General features: G+C 34.7%; 16 protein-coding genes. 14 read left to right on the top strand and 2 right to left on the bottom strand.

Features of this window, described 5'->3' with window-relative positions; translation table 11 throughout:
• The first annotated feature begins 105 nt into the window (after positions 1-105).
• From alaS to ABS916_RS01635, 12 genes are all read left to right on the top strand, one after another.
• Positions 106-2,754 (top strand): alanine--tRNA ligase, encoded by a 2,649-nt coding sequence (gene alaS, locus ABS916_RS01690; protein WP_350450259.1) that lies wholly within the window; start codon positions 106-108, stop codon positions 2,752-2,754.
• A 225-nt stretch (positions 2,755-2,979) separates the two neighbouring features.
• Positions 2,980-3,246 (top strand): IreB family regulatory phosphoprotein, encoded by a 267-nt coding sequence (locus tag ABS916_RS01685; RefSeq protein WP_013710505.1) that lies wholly within the window; start codon positions 2,980-2,982, stop codon positions 3,244-3,246.
• Complete coding sequence (ruvX, locus tag ABS916_RS01680) at positions 3,246-3,668, top strand: Holliday junction resolvase RuvX (RefSeq protein WP_350450258.1); 423 nt, start codon at positions 3,246-3,248, stop codon at positions 3,666-3,668. The genes ABS916_RS01685 and ruvX overlap by 1 nt, the downstream gene beginning before the upstream one ends.
• Before the next feature lie 66 nt (positions 3,669-3,734).
• Positions 3,735-4,043, top strand: coding sequence for a DUF1292 domain-containing protein (locus ABS916_RS01675; protein WP_350450257.1), 309 nt, complete (start codon positions 3,735-3,737; stop codon positions 4,041-4,043).
• 177 nt (positions 4,044-4,220) lie between these two features.
• Positions 4,221-5,372, top strand: a complete 1,152-nt coding sequence (mltG, locus tag ABS916_RS01670; RefSeq protein ID WP_350450256.1) for an endolytic transglycosylase MltG — start codon at positions 4,221-4,223, stop codon at positions 5,370-5,372.
• Positions 5,373-5,458: 86 nt separating this feature from the next.
• On the top strand, positions 5,459-6,100 hold the full coding sequence (gene udk, locus ABS916_RS01665; protein WP_350450255.1) for a uridine kinase: 642 nt from the start codon (positions 5,459-5,461) through the stop codon (positions 6,098-6,100).
• A gap of 181 nt (positions 6,101-6,281) precedes the next feature.
• Positions 6,282-6,755: a transcription elongation factor GreA gene (greA, locus tag ABS916_RS01660; protein WP_350450254.1), complete on the top strand. Its 474-nt coding sequence runs from the start codon at positions 6,282-6,284 to the stop codon at positions 6,753-6,755.
• 161 nt (positions 6,756-6,916) lie between these two features.
• Complete coding sequence (gene liaF / locus ABS916_RS01655) at positions 6,917-7,651, top strand: cell wall-active antibiotics response protein LiaF (protein WP_350450253.1); 735 nt, start codon at positions 6,917-6,919, stop codon at positions 7,649-7,651.
• Positions 7,648-8,730, top strand: coding sequence for a sensor histidine kinase (locus ABS916_RS01650; protein ID WP_502880570.1), 1,083 nt, complete (start codon positions 7,648-7,650; stop codon positions 8,728-8,730). Before liaF ends, ABS916_RS01650 begins: the two co-directional genes overlap by 4 nt.
• Complete coding sequence (locus ABS916_RS01645; protein ID WP_350450251.1) at positions 8,727-9,359, top strand: response regulator transcription factor; 633 nt, start codon at positions 8,727-8,729, stop codon at positions 9,357-9,359. Before ABS916_RS01650 ends, ABS916_RS01645 begins: the two co-directional genes overlap by 4 nt.
• A 72-nt stretch (positions 9,360-9,431) precedes the next feature.
• Positions 9,432-10,091 carry a potassium channel family protein gene (locus ABS916_RS01640; protein WP_350450383.1) on the top strand — a complete coding sequence of 220 codons (660 nt, stop codon included), beginning with the start codon at positions 9,432-9,434 and terminating at the stop codon, positions 10,089-10,091.
• A gap of 119 nt (positions 10,092-10,210) precedes the next feature.
• Positions 10,211-10,504 (top strand): HesB/YadR/YfhF family protein, encoded by a 294-nt coding sequence (locus ABS916_RS01635; protein ID WP_350450250.1) that lies wholly within the window; start codon positions 10,211-10,213, stop codon positions 10,502-10,504.
• A gap of 54 nt (positions 10,505-10,558) precedes the next feature.
• On the opposite strand, the gene rnjA is transcribed toward ABS916_RS01635, so the two are convergent.
• Both rnjA and ABS916_RS01625 read right to left on the bottom strand, forming a co-directional pair.
• Positions 10,559-12,229, bottom strand: coding sequence for a ribonuclease J1 (rnjA, locus tag ABS916_RS01630; RefSeq protein WP_350450249.1), 1,671 nt, complete (start codon positions 12,227-12,229; stop codon positions 10,559-10,561).
• Positions 12,229-12,444: a DNA-directed RNA polymerase subunit epsilon gene (locus ABS916_RS01625; protein WP_350450248.1), complete on the bottom strand. Its 216-nt coding sequence runs from the start codon at positions 12,442-12,444 to the stop codon at positions 12,229-12,231. Before ABS916_RS01625 ends, rnjA begins: the two co-directional genes overlap by 1 nt.
• Before the next feature lie 470 nt (positions 12,445-12,914).
• On the opposite strand from ABS916_RS01625, the gene ABS916_RS01620 reads away from it, so the two are divergent.
• Entirely contained in the window at positions 12,915-14,645 is a 1,731-nt protein-coding gene (locus tag ABS916_RS01620; RefSeq protein WP_350450247.1) for an ABC transporter ATP-binding protein, read from the top strand.
• A complete protein-coding gene (locus ABS916_RS01615) occupies positions 14,642-16,417 on the top strand; it encodes an ABC transporter ATP-binding protein (protein WP_350450246.1) in 1,776 nt (591 codons plus the stop codon). Before ABS916_RS01620 ends, ABS916_RS01615 begins: the two co-directional genes overlap by 4 nt.
• The last annotated feature ends 53 nt before the right edge of the window (positions 16,418-16,470 follow it).

Below are 16,470 nucleotides of genomic sequence, written 5' to 3'. Positions count from 1 at the left end.
CAAGGTGGTACCGCGATTCATTCGTCCTTGTCTGGCAATGTTGTTGTTGGACTTTTTTTGTGCTCTTTTATAAATACACGAGTTAAATTTGAAAGGAAGAAAACGATGAAAAAATTATCAAGCAATGAAGTTCGTCAATTATTTTTAGACTTTTTTGAATCAAAAGGACACAAAGTGGAACCTAGTGCATCACTCGTTCCTTTTGAAGACCCAACGTTATTGTGGATCAATTCCGGTGTAGCAACATTAAAGAAATATTTTGATGGTTCAGTGATACCTGAAAATCCAAGAATTACAAATGCACAAAAAAGTATTCGTACAAATGATATCGAAAATGTTGGGAAAACAGCTCGTCACCATACATTATTTGAAATGCTCGGAAATTTTTCAATAGGGGAATACTTTAAAGAAGAAGCTATTGAATGGGCATGGGAGTTTTTAACAGAAGATAAATGGTTGGGATTAGATCCTGAAAAACTGTATGTAACGGTGTACCCTGAAGATACAGAAGCTAAAAAGATTTGGAAAGAAAAAATTGGATTAACGGATGATCATATAGTAGATGTGGCTGATAATTTTTGGGATATTGGAGCTGGTCCAAGCGGTCCAGACTCTGAAATCTTTTATGATCGAGGAGAAGCCTTCAATGATTTAGCTGAAAATGATCCTGAGAACTACCCAGGAGGCGAAAATGAACGTTGGTTGGAAATTTGGAATTTAGTATTCTCAGAATTCAATCATAAACCAGATGGCACCTATGAGCCGCTACCAAATAAAAACATTGATACAGGTATGGGGTTAGAGCGGGTCGTTTCCATTTTACAAGATGCGCCAACAAATTTTGAAACAGATCTATTTATGCCAATTATTAAAAAAGTAGAAACCTTGAGCAAAACTAAAAAGTACGGTAAAAATCCAACGGACGATATTTCATTTAAAGTAATTGCAGATCACGTCCGTGCAGTAAGCTTTGCTATCGGAGATGGTGCGTTACCCTCTAATGAAGGACGCGGATATGTATTACGTCGCTTATTACGCCGAGCAGTTATGCATGGAAAAAAATTAGGTATTGATGAAGCATTTATGTATAAATTAGTTCCTATTGTTGGAAGCATCATGGATAGTTTTTACCCTGAAATATTAGAACAAGAAGATTTCATCGTTAAAGTGATCAAAAATGAAGAAGAGCGATTCCACGAAACCATTAATGATGGCTTAACGATTTTAAATGAACGAATCACTGAATTAAAAGCAAAAGGTGAAACAAGCATCGCAGGATCTGATATTTTCAAATTGTATGATACGTATGGATTTCCGGTTGAATTGACCGAAGAATATGCACAAGATGAAGGTTTTAACGTAGATCATGAAGGATTCGAAAAAGAAATGACTGCTCAAAGAGATCGTGCACGTGCTGCTCGAAGTGGTGAGAAATCGATGGGCGTCCAAACAAAATTATTCTCTGATCTAAAAGAAGACAGTATCTTTGTAGGGTACGATAAAACAACTGAAACGGGTACTTTAGAAGTGATTGCAACTGATGAAGAGCTTGTGACTTCAGCACAACCTGGAGAACGTGTCCGCTTAATTTTTGATCAAACACCATTTTATGCTGAAATGGGTGGACAAGTTGCCGATAAGGGTGTTGTCAAAGATATGACTGGTAAACTTATAGCTAAAGTGGTAGAGGTTAAAAAAGCTCCAGCAGGACAACCACTGCATATAGTTGAAGTGCTTGAAGTTCTGACTGTGGGAGAAACCTATGCATTAGAAGTTGATAAATCCTTAAGAAATAAAATCACTCGAAACCACACGGCTACTCATTTATTGCATCAAGCCTTAAAAGATATTTTGGGTGAACACGCTAACCAAGCTGGTTCATTAGTTACACCAAATCATTTGCGTTTTGACTTTACTCATTTTGGTCAAGTTACACGAGATGAATTAGATCAAATGGAGCAAATTGTAAATGAAAAAATATGGGAATCCATCTCTGTAGTTACAGTGGAAACGGATATCGCTAGTGCTAAAGAAATGGGAGCAATGGCATTATTTGGCGAAAAATACGGCGATTTGGTCCGTGTCGTTAATGTTGGAAACTATTCTATTGAGCTATGTGGTGGTGTTCACGTCAGCAATACGAGCGAAATTGGTATCTTCAAAATCGTTTCTGAATCAGGAATAGGTGCTGGTGTTCGCAGAATTGAAGCTGTAACAAGCGAAGCAGCTTATACATTATTGCAAACAGAGCAAAAACGTCTAATTGAAGTTGCTGCTTTAGTAAAAGCTCAACAAACACAAGATGTGAAAACTAAAGTACAACAATTACAAACAGAATTAAAAGAAGCACAAAAAGAAAATGAATCGTTACAAGCAAAATTAGCTAATGATCAAGCAGGCGATATTTTTAAAAATATCCAAGAAGTGAATGGCGTAACGATCGTAGCTGCAGAAGTTGATGTAAAAGATATGAATCAACTCCGTCAATTGGCTGATCAATGGAAACAAAATGCTGTATCTAATGTTTTAGCACTCGGTTTTTCAAATGATGGAAAAGTTAATTTGTTAACAGCTGTTGATGCAGAAACAATTAAAAAAGGTTTTAAAGCAGGCGATTTAATCAAAACAATCGCTCCACTTGTTGGCGGCGGCGGTGGTGGACGTCCGGATATGGCTCAAGCTGGTGGAAAGAATCCAGCAGGTTTATCAGATGCTTTAGCTAAGGTAGTAGAATGGGTTAAAGATAAAGACTAAATTTATTTAAGTTACGCATGCTAAGGTATGAAGAAACTGGTATCCAGAATGATTTTTAGAATAAATAATTAACTATTAAGAGGAGTTGAGACTTTAGTTTCAACTCCTTTTTGGTTATAAAATAAATAAACAAATTTTATGATAATCATTTTCTGATAACCATTGTAGTTTGAAGTGCTTTCTTGTAAAATAAGAGTAGACGTTACAGAAATTGAGGTGTAGACCATGAGTTCAACAGATGAAACAGTACGTTTTAACGTTGGTGACAACAGCGAAAAAAGTGTCAAAGAAACTTTAAAATTAGTACATGATGCATTAGAAGAAAAGGGATACAATCCGATTAACCAAATAGTTGGCTATTTACTTTCAGGAGATCCAGCTTATATTCCACGTCACAATGATGCTCGAAATCTAATTAGACGCCATGAACGTGATGAAATCGTTGAAGAGATTGTTAAAACCTATTTGAAAGAGAGTGGACCTAAAGCTTAATGAGAACAATGGGATTAGATGTCGGTTCCAAAACTGTTGGTGTAGCCGTTAGTGATCCATTCGGCTGGACTGCACAAGGAATTGAGATCATTAAAATTAATGAGGCACAAGAAGAATATGGCATAGAGCGTGTTGGCGAATTGATTAAGATTCATGAAGTCACAAAAGTAGTGATCGGTTTGCCAAAGAATATGAATAATTCTATCGGTCCTCGAGCAGAAGCTTCTCTTCGATATGCTGAATTAATTAAAGAAACCTTTAATTTACCAGTAATTTTACAGGATGAACGTTTAACGACTGTTCAGGCTGAAAGAATGTTGATTGAAGAAGGAAATACTTCTAGAGCAAAAAGAAAAAAAGTTATTGATAAGCTAGCGGCAGTAATGATTTTGCAGAATTATTTGAATCAAAATCAAAACTAGTAATTCAGTCAATAGTGCGCTAAAATAGAAAAGAAACTTATCTCATAATTAAAGGAGTGTTGACCAATGTCACATGACCACGATCACGACCATGAACATGACCACGATCATGAACATATTACCTTAGTAGATGAACAAGGTAACGAACAATTATACGAAATTTTATTTACATTTGACTCAGATGATTATGGCAAATCTTACGTTTTTGTATATCCTGCTGGAGCAAGTGAAGGAGAAGAAGTTGAACTTGAAGTTTACTCATTCATTGAAACAGAAACTGGAGAACAAGGCGAATTAAAACCAATTGAAACTGAAGAAGAATGGGATATGATTGAAGAAGTCTTAAACACATTCTTAGCAGACGAAGAAGAATAATTCGTTAATTTTATTAATGCAACTATGAGTAAAATGTGTGAAAAAGCTGGCAAATTTGATTTGTTAGCTTTTTTTTGTTCTCATAAAGTAAGATATCATGTATAATGATACAAGTTAGTGTCATAGCCAAAGTGAAAAATCAATGGAAACCTTATTATAGTTTAGGAGGGTCACTTTTTGTCAAAACGAAATAAGAACAACCAAACAAAAAATACTAAAGAAGTAAAAACCGATTTAACTGGTAATGTAAGTGAAAGACAAAAAGAAAAATCATTGGTTAAGAAAATTGTACTTAGCATTTTAGCAGCATTTATTATTTTGTTGATTCTTTTTGGTTTAATAGGTTATCAGTATGTAACGACATCGTTAGAACCATTAGATACAGAAAATAAAACTGAAGTAGTGGTAGAAATCCCTACAGGTTCGAGTTCAAAAGATATCGCACAAATTTTACAAGATAATGGCATTATAAAAAGTGCAATGGTGTTTAGTTACTATGTCCGCATGAATAATGAAACGGACTTTCAAGCTGGAAACTATGCCTTTTCTCCGTCAATGTCTCTTGATTCGATTATCGATCAACTTCAAGAAGGCGGAACAGCCGAAAGTTATCAAGGAATAAAAATATTAGTTAAAGAAGGTACTTCGATTGATCAAATCGGAGATACTATTGCTGAAAATTCAGAGTATACTAAAGAAAATTTTTTAACGGCTATTCAAAATGAGTCATTTGTAACGGATATGCAAACCAAATATCCTGAGTTATTAACTTCAGCTCTTGAAGCAGAGGATACACGGTATCGATTAGAAGGATATCTTTTTCCTGCTACCTATGATTTTCCGGAAGACATGACATTAGAAGAACTGATTGAGAACATGATTAGTAGAATGGATGAAGAAATGACAGGTTTTTATCCTGAAATTAAAGAGTCCAATAGAACTGTACAAGATATTTTAACGATTGCTTCTCTAGTCGAACGTGAAGGATTTACGTTAGAAGACCGGAAAAAGATTGCTGGTGTTTTTTATAACCGCTTAGCAATCGATATGCCTCTACAAACGGATATTGCCGTTTTGTATGCATTAGATGAGCATAAGGAATATATATCAAATAAAGATGTTTCAGTAGATTCTCCCTATAATTTATATGTGCACCCTGGATTTGGTCCCGGACCTGTTAACAGTCCAAGTGCAGACGCTATAAAAGCAACTTTACAGCCAACTGAATCAGAGTATATGTACTTTTTAGCTGATATGGAAACTGGAAAAATCTACTACGCTGAGACATATGAACAGCATTTAGAATATAAAGCTGAATATGTTGATTGATTAACTTGAATGAACTGTAAAAAAAGAATTAAAAAAAGCATTGGATCACTTGATCCAATGCTTTTCATAAGGGAAGAGGAATAAGTATGACGAACAACAAGAGACCAATAGTGATTGGAGTAACCGGAGGATCTGGTAGCGGAAAAACTAGTGTCAGTCGTGCAATCTACAATCAGTTTACAGGTCATTCCATTTTAATGTTGGAACAAGATTTTTATTATAAAAATCAAGATGACTTATCCTTTGAAGAGCGTTTAAAAACAAATTATGACCACCCATTTGCGTTTGATACAGATTTACTTATTCAGCACTTAGAAGATTTGATTCACTACAAATCGATTGAAAAGCCAGTCTATGACTATGCTGCACATACTAGAAGTAAAGAGATTATCATTCAAGAACCTAAAGAGGTTATCATCCTTGAAGGAATCTTGATTTTGGAAGACCCGAGATTAAGAAAATTAATGGATATAAAAGTATACGTAGATACAGATGACGATATACGTATTATTCGCCGAATCAAACGGGATATAGAAGAACGAGGCCGTACACTTAATTCAGTAATCGAACAGTACTTGACTGTCGTGAAACCGATGCATCATCAATTTGTGGAACCTTCAAAAAAATACGCAGATATTATTATTCCAGAAGGTGGAACCAACCAAGTAGCGATAGACTTGATGACGACAAAAATTAGAAGTATATTAGTTGAAGAGTCTAAAATTTAAAAGTCAAAGTAGGTTCTTAAAAAATATGATAGTTGAATTAAAAGTTCGAAGAAATTAGAATTTTTGGTTTACAAATAGAATTCTACATGGTATCTTGTCAATATTGAAAATATAATTACGCTTTCAACTAAATAGTGAAAGCAAGAATCAGAGATGATTCTAATAAAGGAGATCGCATTAAATGATTGAAAAAGTATATCCAATGACATTAGATGGCAAACAAAAGTTAGAAGAAGAATTAGAATATCTTAAAACGGTTAAACGTAAAGATATTGTAGAAAGAATCAAGATCGCTCGTAGTTTTGGAGATTTATCTGAAAACTCTGAGTATGAATCAGCGAAAGATGAACAAGCTTTTGTTGAGGGAAGAGTAACAACTATTGAAAATATGTTGCGTTTTTCTGAGATTATTGATAACTCAAATACCGCATCAGATGAAGTTTCATTAGGTAGAAAAGTAACATTTATTGAATTACCAGATGGTGATGAAGAAGAATATACAATTGTTGGTAGCGCAGAAGCTGATCCTTTCAAAGGATTGATTTCAAATGACTCACCTATTGCAAAAGCTTTAATGGGCAAAAAAGTAGGTAGTGAAGTTACTTTTGGAACTCCAGGTGGAGATATGTTCGTTAGAATTGTAAAAATTAGTTAATCTAATGTTTTTTTTAATAAAAGCTACTCATTGAGCAGCTTTTATTTTTTTTGGAATATACGTCTTTAGTCTTAGTTAGAGTTCATGCTAAAGAACATTACATAGTGAGTTAAAAACGGTATACTAGATAAAAGAAACATAGCGAAGGAGACTTAAAGGGTATGAAAAATAATTGGAAATGGTTCTCACTAATTGAATCACTCTTATTGATAGTAGCTTTATACCAGCTGATTCATAATCTATTTATATTAGGACTCTTTGCTGCTGGCTGCTGGTTGATTTTTTTAAGCCGTAATCAACAAAAAGGAAAAAGAAGAATGCCTTTAGTTATCGGAATCTTTTTAACGGCTTTTGCATTAATGTCGTTAGCCGGTTTTTGGTATATGCTAATTGTAGCTGTTATCTTCCTTTATCTAAATTATGGGAAAGTATTTTCGAAAATGGACTCTTTTAATTTCCAGCAAGCTCCATGGAATGAAAAAGACATTGTAGTTGTTGAAACAACCGATAGTTTGCCGAAGAATGCTAAACGCCTTAAACGAAATTGGTTGGGAAATGAAAGAATCGGCAACACAATATATGAATGGGATGATATTAATTTTTCAATTTTTATGGGAGACACGATCATTGATCTAGGAAACACTATTTTACCCAAAAATGAAAGTTATATTGTTATTCGAAAAGGATTTGGAAAAACACGTATTTTGGTTCCAAATGGTATTGGTATCATGATTGAACACAGTGCTATTAAAGGAAAAATTGCATTTGAGGAACAACAGTATATTTTGGAGAATGAATCCGTTAAAATGTATAGTAAGCATTATGAAGACCAAGCCAGAACATTAAAGATCATCACAAACGTTTTAGTTGGAGATCTAGAGGTGATCGCAATATGAAGCAAAAAGTCATTCGGTCGCTTTTTTTCTCCAGTAGTATCATTATATTTATGTTGTTTTTTGTTATCATAGCTAGTTACAGCTTTGTGTATTCTCCTGAAAGTTGGTATTTAGATATTTTTACAACTCGCTTTTTTTATATTCCTTTTATTGGGTATTTACTGGCTGTCTCAGCAGCGATTGGTCTAGGTGTTACACTTGGTGTTTATTATCTGAACAAACGTCAGTGGCAGCACATAGAGGAGACTCTTCACACTCTTGTAAAGGGAGACTATTCAAAAGAGACATTTGATCAACTACTTGCTAAAAATGAAGAGGATTATTTTTTTTCTGATGAATTGAAAAGAGCACTCGTAGATATTCGTGAAAAACTAGTGACTTTATCTAATGAAGTACAAATAAACAGCAATTCAGCCAATTCTATTAATGGTCAGACGAAAGAAGAAATTCTGGTATCTGAACGGAGTCGTTTGGCACGTGAATTACACGATTCAGTCAGTCAACAATTATTTGCAGCTATGATGATGTTGTCTGCTTTAAATGAGCAAATGAATGAATCAGGCGGAGCCTTACAAAAACAAGTAAAATTGATAGAATCTATTGTAAATGAAGCTCAGGCTGAAATGCGAGCTTTATTACTTCATTTAAGACCTGTTAATTTAGAAGGAAAGTCCTTGAAAAAAGGAATCGAGCAACTATTAAATGAGCTCAGTACAAAAATTCAAATTGAACTAAAATGGGATATTGAGGATGTTTCACTACCAAATGGCATAGAAGATCATCTTTTTCGTATCGTTCAAGAGCTTCTTTCAAATACACTACGCCATTCAAAAGCAAAAGAACTAGAAGTTTACTTACATGTCATTGATCAATCTGTTTTATTGAGAGTCATTGACGATGGAATTGGATTCAATACTACTGAAAATAAAGCTGGGAATTATGGGTTGCAGAACATTAATGAACGAGTAATTGGAATGGGTGGGACATGTAAGATCATCAGCTTTAGAAATAAGGGGACCAGTGTTGAGATAAAGATACCACTTATGACTAAAATCGAAAAAGGGGCAGATACGATATGATTAAAGTATTATTAGTGGACGATCATGAAATGGTTCGATTAGGTGTTTCTTCTTATTTATCCATCCAAAGTGATATAGAGGTTATAGGAGAAGCAGAGAACGGGAAAATTGGCTTCGAAAAGGCAATGGAATTGCGTCCAGACGTTATTTTGATGGATCTAGTGATGGATATAATGGATGGCATCGAGTCAACAAAAGCTATTATGAAAGAATGGCCTGAAGCAAAAATCGTTATTGTAACTAGTTTTATTGATGACGAAAAAGTCTATCCTGCATTGGAAGCAGGAGCGTCTAGCTATATCTTAAAAACGTCGACAGCGAGTACAATTGCGAATGCGATTCGCTCTACATATAAGGGTGAAACGATTCTGGAACCGGAAGTAACCGGAAAAATGATGGAACGTCTAACTAAAAAACAGGTTCACCAATTGCATGAGGACCTAACGAATCGTGAACAAGAGATTCTTATGTTGATTGCTCAAGGCAATTCTAACCAAGAAATTGCTGATGCACTTTTCATAACCCTTAAAACCGTTAAAACACATGTTTCAAATATATTAGCTAAGTTAGAAGTAGAAGATCGGACGCAAGCAGCGATTTATGCTTTTAAACATCACCTTATTGAGTAAAACAAGGTAAACAAGTACAATGAAGTCGATAGGAATTAGGATAGAATTAGGGAAATGAAAGTTGGTAAAGAGATGAAAAAAAACTTTGCAATTATTGGTTTAGGACGTTTTGGCAGCAGTATTTGTCGTACGCTTGTAGAAAGTGGGCATGATGTACTGGCGATCGATTCAAATGAAGATAGAGTTAATGAATATATGAATATAGCCACTCATGCAGTTGTTGCAAATGCTCAAGATGAAAGTGTCTTACGTTCATTGGGAATCCGTAATTTTGATCATGTCATTATAGCTATTGGTGAGGATATTCAAGCAAGTATTTTAACCACACTTATGATCAAAGAAATGGGCAATCCTTATATCACAGCTAAAGCTCAAAATGAATACCATGGAAAAGTGTTAGAAAAAATAGGAGCCGATCATGTTGTCCATCCTGAAAGAGATATGGGTATTCGAATTGGCCATCATTTAGTTTCAAGAAATGTAGTGGATTATTTAGAATTATCAGATAAGTATTCATTGGTTGAATTAAAAGTAACCAACCCAAAGTTTTTTAATAAGACACTTTTAGAATTAAATTTTAGACAACGTTATGGATTAAATGTTATTGGAATTCGACGAGGACAAGAGATGATCATTTCTCCTGCAGCTGATGCCATTATTCAGGTGAATGATACACTTATGATTGTTGGCGGTATTAAAGAAATTGATTGGTTGGAAAATCAAATGCCATAGAGATACGTTCAAGAAAAAGCCAAAGATGTAGTTGCATCTTTAGTTGTGGTACTATTAATAAGGATAATACTTTCGTATGAGAGGAGGAATCACAGAGAATCGTTTCTGTGGAACTTACTATGAAAATTGAAATAACAGATAATGCTAAAGAATGGTTTGAAAATGAGGTAGGTCTTGAAAAGGGAAATGGCGTTCGATTTTTGGGAAAAGTATATGGAAGCACTGAAGTTCATGAAGGATTCTCGGTCGGAATGGAAGTAACTCAACCAGCTAATGCCTTAGCTGAGACCATTATTAATGGGGTCAGTTACTTTATTGATAAAAACGATGAATGGTTTTTTAGCGGATACGACTTGCAAGTTAACTATGATAAAGAACGCGAAGAACCAATCTACCATTTTATTGAAAACTAAAAAAAAAGTCTTACCCGACATTTTGTAGAATGTCAGGTGAGACTTTTTTTTGGATTAAACTGGCATAATAACCGGTAAAATCATAGGATGTCTTTCAGTACGTTCAAATAAGAATGGTTTTAAACTTTCGATAATTGTATTTTTTAAAGATTGTTCGGTAACTTTATCGTTTGCTAAACTTTTATTTAAACTTTTAGTCATAACTTGTTGTGCATCATTAATTAATTCTCCAGATTCGCGCATATAAATAAATCCGCGAGACAAGATATCAGGACCTGCTAATACTTCTTTAGATTTGTAATCGATCGTTACAACGACGACAACCAATCCTTCTTCAGATAGCAACTTACGGTCACGTAAAACGACGTTCCCGATGTCTCCGATTCCTTTACCATCTACATAGACATCTCCAGCTTCGAAGTGTCCAGCCTCTCTAGCTGAATCAGCCGTTAAAGCTATAACATCGCCATTATCTAAGATGAAAGAATTTTCTTTAGGAATTCCTACTAATTCAGCAAGACCCGCATGAATTTTTTGCATTCTGTATTCACCATGAACAGGGATAAAGTATTTAGGTTTCATTAAACGAAGCATCAATTTTTGTTCTTGTTGACCACCATGTCCAGAAGTATGAACATTATTTACTCTTCCATGAATAACATCTGCACCAGCTTCAGAGAGTAAATTAATGACACGATTTACACTTGAAGTATTCCCAGGGATAGGAGAGCTAGAAAAAATTACTGTATCACCAGGTTGAATAGAAATTTGACGATGGGTACCGTTAGCGATACGACTCAAGGCTGCCATAGGCTCACCTTGTGATCCTGTACATAAAATAATACTTTCCTTTGCAGGAAGGCGATTAATTTCTCTAGGTTCAATAAATGTTTCTTCTGGAGCAGTGATATAGCCTAATTGACGACCAGTTGTAACAGACGATTCCATACTACGACCAAAAACAGCTATTTTGCGTCCTGTTTTGATTGCTGCATTTGCAACTTGTTGCAGACGAGAAATGTTAGAAGCAAAAGTCGCAAAAATGATACGGCCTTCTACTTTTTGCATGATACTTGTAATCGATTCTCCAACGACTTGTTCAGATTTAGTGAAAGTAGGGATTTCAGCATTAGTACTATCAGATAAAAGAGCTAGTACACCTTCATCGCCTATTTTAGCCATTCTGTGCAAGTTTGCTGGTTTGCCCACTGGAGTAAAATCAAATTTGTAATCTCCAGTTAGAACGATGTTGCCGGGTGGTGTCTTAACGACAATACCAAAAGCTTCGGGAATACTGTGTGTCGTTCTGAAAAAACTAACACTTGTTTTACGGAATTTTATGACGTCATCTTCACCAATTTCATGCAATACTGTATCACGCAATAAACCGTGTTCAGTTAATTTGTTACGAATTAAAGCAGAAGCTAATGGACCGGCATAAATTGGAATATTGGCTTGTCTTAATAAGAAAGGAATGCCTCCAATATGATCCTCATGTCCATGTGTGATAACTAAAGCTTTAACTTTATGGATATTTTGAACGATGTAACTGTAATCAGGAATAACATAATCGATTCCTAATAAGTCGTCTTCAGGAAATTTAATACCGGCGTCAATAATGATGATTTCATCTTGAAATTGAACACCATACGTATTTTTACCAATTTCCCCTAAACCCCCAATGGCAAAGACAGCAGCTTCATTATTTTTTATAGAAGGTTTCATTAGTTAAACTCCACTAACTTGAAATCTGGACTATTTTGTTCGTATTCAAGATACTTTCCATCAATTTGTTGAACAAGTTCAATATTGTAGGGGGTATTTTGTTCAACCAATTCACGTGCTTCAACAACACTTCCTGCTTCTAAATAAAGTGTTTGAGTGTCTTCTCTTTTTGGATTTCTTAATTTTGTTTCTTGATAATTGACTTTAAAAATCATTTATTTCTCTCCTCTATATACGTTCTCTCTAAATAGGTAGAACGTTAGTCTTTTTTTATAAAAAAATTGGTGAAGTGTTTTGCATTACAAAAAAATCAATCTATGAAGTTTATTCAAAGATGATAAACGAAAACCACGTCAGTTTAATTCCTTAACATGAATGTAAAGCTACTAGAAAAAAATTCTGATTCTTCTCTTATTCAGTTTAGTTTTTTCCCGAACTAGTGGTTGTGGTAAGTACACAACAGCTAAATTTATTTTACCATAATTCATTAATTAAGTATAGAAAGTTAGTTGGTACGAAAAATAATAGAAATTGGCTATTCGTACTCAGAAGAAAATATGCTATATTGTAATAGATGTTTTTTGACGATACAGGCTATAAATAGACTGAAATTATATTTTTGGTTTTAAAGGTAAAAAATACAAAATCATCAGCGATAGACTAATTTTTTAAGGGAGATGAGAAAATGAATTTAATGTGGAGATATACAATGAAGTATAAAAAATTAGTCTTGTTAAATTTTTTGTGCGTTTTTGGCTTCATCTTGATTGAACTAGGATTGCCCACTTTGTTGGCACAGCTAATCAATAAAGGATTGATGTTTAATGATTTTGACGTTGTAGCCTATTATGGAAAATGGATGTTTGTCATTTCTATTATTGGATTGATTGGGTTAATCGGTCTAGCGTATACCGTTAGTAGAATCACTACTAGACTCGTTCGTGATATTCGTAATGATATTTTTGAAAAAGTACAATCTTTTTCCCACAAAGAATACAACGAATTTGGCGTCTCATCATTAGTGACACGCACAACAAATGATGCATTTCAAATTATGGTTTTCATGCAGATGGTTTTACGAGTAGGAATGATGACACCGCTAATGTTCATTTCAAGTTTTATCATGATTATTCGAACCAGTCCATCATTGTCATATGTCGTGTTGATTGCAGTCCCTTTTTTAATTGGTATCGTTTATTTCATTGGAAAGCATTCTGCGCCATTATCTAATAGACAACAAATTAATTTGGATGAAATCAACTTAAATTTACGCGAAAATTTAACAGGCTTAAGAGTGATTCGTGCTTTTGTAAAAGAAAAGTTTCAAGAAAGCAGATTTTATCAAGTTAATGACAATTATATGAATGTTTCTAAAAAATTATTTAAACTGATGGCTTTAGCCATGCCAACTTTTTCGATTATTTTTAACTGTATTTTTGTGGTTGTTATTTGGTTAGGGGCTATAGAAATAAATACTGGGGATCTTCAAGTAGGAAGTTTAGTTGCATTTATAGAATATATTTTTCATGCTCTCTTTTCATTTATGATGTTTGCTAATATTTTTACTATGTACCCAAGAGCAGCCGTTTCTGCTAGACGGATCGAAGAAATATTAAATACTTTACCGTCTATTACAGAAAATGAAAATGGCATAACGGAAACTGAAACACATGGTTACTTGACTTTTGAAGACGTGACATTCGCTTATCCTGGAAATACCGAAGAACCGGTTATCGAAAATGTGAGTTTTACAGTGAGACCTGGTGAAACTGCTGCATTTATTGGGAGTACAGGTAGTGGGAAATCGAGCTTGATTCAGTTGATTCCTCGTTTTTACGACGTTACGAAAGGCCGTATTTTAGTCGATGGAGTAGATGTTAGAGACTACAAATTAAGTGCGTTACGCCAAAAAATAGGCTACATTCCTCAAAAAGCTTTATTGTTTACCGGAACAATTACTGACAATATGCGTTATGGGAAATGGAATGCTGACAATAAAGAAGTTGAAGAAGCTTCAGATATTTCTCAATCAAAAGATTTTATTTTGAAAAAACCGAATCAGTTTGATGAGTTTTTATCTGAAGGCGGAAGCAATATGTCTGGTGGGCAAAAACAACGACTATCGATAGCACGTGCCATCATAAAAAAACCGGATATTTATATTTTTGATGATAGTTTTTCTGCACTGGACTATCAAACAGATGCAAAATTAAGAGCACGTTTAAAAATGGAAACTAAAAATGCTGCAGTCTTGATTGTTGCCCAACGAGTGGGTACCATTATGCATGCAGATAATATTATTGTATTAAATAAAGGTGTGGTAGTTGCTCAAGGAACGCATGCAGAATTATTGAAAAAATCTGATGTCTATTATGATATTGCCTCATCACAGTTGTCGAAGGAGGAGTTAGAATGAGTCATATGAAAGGTTCATTACGCCGAATTTGGCAGTATATCAAACCTTATAAACTTGGTTTTCTATCTGCTATCGCATTAACCGTTGTCTGCATGATCGTAAATGCTCTACAGCCTTACATTATTGGATTAGCTATGACAGAGTTAGGCAAAAATGTTTCGGATATGTTGAACAATGTACCGAATGCTGGAGTTAATTTTCCTTATATTCGTAACATTGTCATCATTATCTTGGGTATGGCAGCTATTTATCAAATTACCTTGTATTTATCTTCGTATATTATGACGAATGTAGTTCAAAATACCATGCGTGATTTAAGAAATGAAATTGAACTAAAGATCAATCGACTTCCTGTCTCTTACTTTGACCGAAATCAACAAGGGAATATATTGAGTCGTGTCACAAACGATGTTGATTCCATCAGTAATGCGATGCAACAAAGTCTGATTCAAATGGTTAATTCATTTATGGGAATTGTGTTTGCTATAACAATGATGTTGTATATCTCTGTTCCATTAGCGATAGTGATTATGGTAACCATTCCACTTTCTTTTATTATTTCAAAAGCCATTATCAAAAAATCGCAACCTTATTTTAAAGGGCAGCAAGAATCACTAGGAGCGATGAATGGACACGTGCAAGAAAGTTTTAGTGGATTTACTGAGATTAAACTTTATGGAAAAGAAAAAGACAAATTAGAAGAATTTAAAGGAATCAATGCAACGTTGAATAACTATGGTTTCAAAGCTGCTTTTATCTCTGGGATAATGAGTCCTTTAGTAGGATTTGTATCCAATCTGGCTTATTTTGGTATTGCAGTCGGCGGTGGGTACTTGGTTATTATGGGGAACTTGTCTTTAGGAAACTTACAAGCCTTTACTCAATACATTTGGCAAGTTAACCAGCCTATTTCTCAAATCACACAACTATCTGGTGTTATACAGAGTGCAGCAGCAGCGGTTAATCGTGTGTTTGAAATTTTAGATGAACCAGAAGAAATCATGAATGAACCAGATTACGTATTACCGGCTACCATAGAAGGTAATGTAGATTTTGAACATGTTGCTTTTGGTTATGACAAAGAAAAACCATTGATCACTGATTTAAATGTGTCGGTGAAAAAAGGGCAAACGGTAGCCGTTGTTGGACCTACAGGAGCAGGAAAAACGACATTGATCAATTTATTGATGCGTTTCTATGATGTTGATAAAGGGGCCATCAAAATTGATGGTATCGATACAAAATCAATGTCCAGACAAGATGTTCGTTCGTTATTTGGAATGGTTTTACAAGATGCTTGGGTCTATAGTGGAACGATTGCTGAAAATATTCGCTTTGGTAAACTAGATGCAACTGATGAAGAAGTGGTGGAAGCAGCCAAGACAGCGAACGTTGATCATTTTATACGGACATTGCCTGATGGATACAATATGAAATTGAACAAAGAGACCTCAAATGTTTCATTAGGACAAAAACAGCTGTTGACCATTGCGCGTGCAGTGATTTCCAATCCGAAAATATTGATTCTAGATGAAGCGACTAGCTCAGTAGATACACGTTTAGAAAGTTTGATTCAAAAAGCGATGAAAAAAGTTATGGAAGGCAGAACAAGCTTTGTCATTGCCCATCGTTTATCTACGATCCGAGACTCTGATTTGATTTTAGTCATGGATCAAGGTGAAATCATTGAACAAGGAACGCATGAAGAACTGCTTGAAAAAGGAGCTTTTTATGCAAATCTATACAATAGCCAGTTTAGTGAAGAAGAGTAACAGCCAAGTGGAAAAATCATGGAAGTCCAGTATGAATGGACTTTCATGATTTT

Origin of the sequence: Carnobacterium sp. (genome assembly GCF_040274945.1) — a bacterium.
Lineage (GTDB): Bacteria > Bacillota > Bacilli > Lactobacillales > Carnobacteriaceae > Carnobacterium_B.
This window is presented reverse-complemented; position numbering and strand designations above follow the sequence as displayed.

What these genes read in the sequence shown, in the direction of transcription:
- ABS916_RS01635 (WP_350450250.1), top strand. Translation starts at nt 10,211, where the DNA reads ATGAAAATTGAAATAACAGATAATGCTAAAGAATGGTTTGAAAATGAG.
- alaS (WP_350450259.1), top strand. Translation starts at nt 106, where the DNA reads ATGAAAAAATTATCAAGCAATGAAGTTCGTCAATTATTTTTAGACTTT.
- ABS916_RS01650 (WP_502880570.1), top strand. Translation starts at nt 7,648, where the DNA reads ATGAAGCAAAAAGTCATTCGGTCGCTTTTTTTCTCCAGTAGTATCATT.
- greA (WP_350450254.1), top strand. Translation starts at nt 6,282, where the DNA reads ATGATTGAAAAAGTATATCCAATGACATTAGATGGCAAACAAAAGTTA.
- ABS916_RS01625 (WP_350450248.1), bottom strand. Translation starts at nt 12,444, where the DNA reads ATGATTTTTAAAGTCAATTATCAAGAAACAAAATTAAGAAATCCAAAA.
- ruvX (WP_350450258.1), top strand. Translation starts at nt 3,246, where the DNA reads ATGAGAACAATGGGATTAGATGTCGGTTCCAAAACTGTTGGTGTAGCC.
- liaF (WP_350450253.1), top strand. Translation starts at nt 6,917, where the DNA reads ATGAAAAATAATTGGAAATGGTTCTCACTAATTGAATCACTCTTATTG.
- ABS916_RS01615 (WP_350450246.1), top strand. Translation starts at nt 14,642, where the DNA reads ATGAGTCATATGAAAGGTTCATTACGCCGAATTTGGCAGTATATCAAA.
- ABS916_RS01675 (WP_350450257.1), top strand. Translation starts at nt 3,735, where the DNA reads ATGTCACATGACCACGATCACGACCATGAACATGACCACGATCATGAA.
- ABS916_RS01620 (WP_350450247.1), top strand. Translation starts at nt 12,915, where the DNA reads ATGAATTTAATGTGGAGATATACAATGAAGTATAAAAAATTAGTCTTG.
- ABS916_RS01640 (WP_350450383.1), top strand. Translation starts at nt 9,432, where the DNA reads ATGAAAAAAAACTTTGCAATTATTGGTTTAGGACGTTTTGGCAGCAGT.
- ABS916_RS01645 (WP_350450251.1), top strand. Translation starts at nt 8,727, where the DNA reads ATGATTAAAGTATTATTAGTGGACGATCATGAAATGGTTCGATTAGGT.
- udk (WP_350450255.1), top strand. Translation starts at nt 5,459, where the DNA reads ATGACGAACAACAAGAGACCAATAGTGATTGGAGTAACCGGAGGATCT.
- rnjA (WP_350450249.1), bottom strand. Translation starts at nt 12,229, where the DNA reads ATGAAACCTTCTATAAAAAATAATGAAGCTGCTGTCTTTGCCATTGGG.
- ABS916_RS01685 (WP_013710505.1), top strand. Translation starts at nt 2,980, where the DNA reads ATGAGTTCAACAGATGAAACAGTACGTTTTAACGTTGGTGACAACAGC.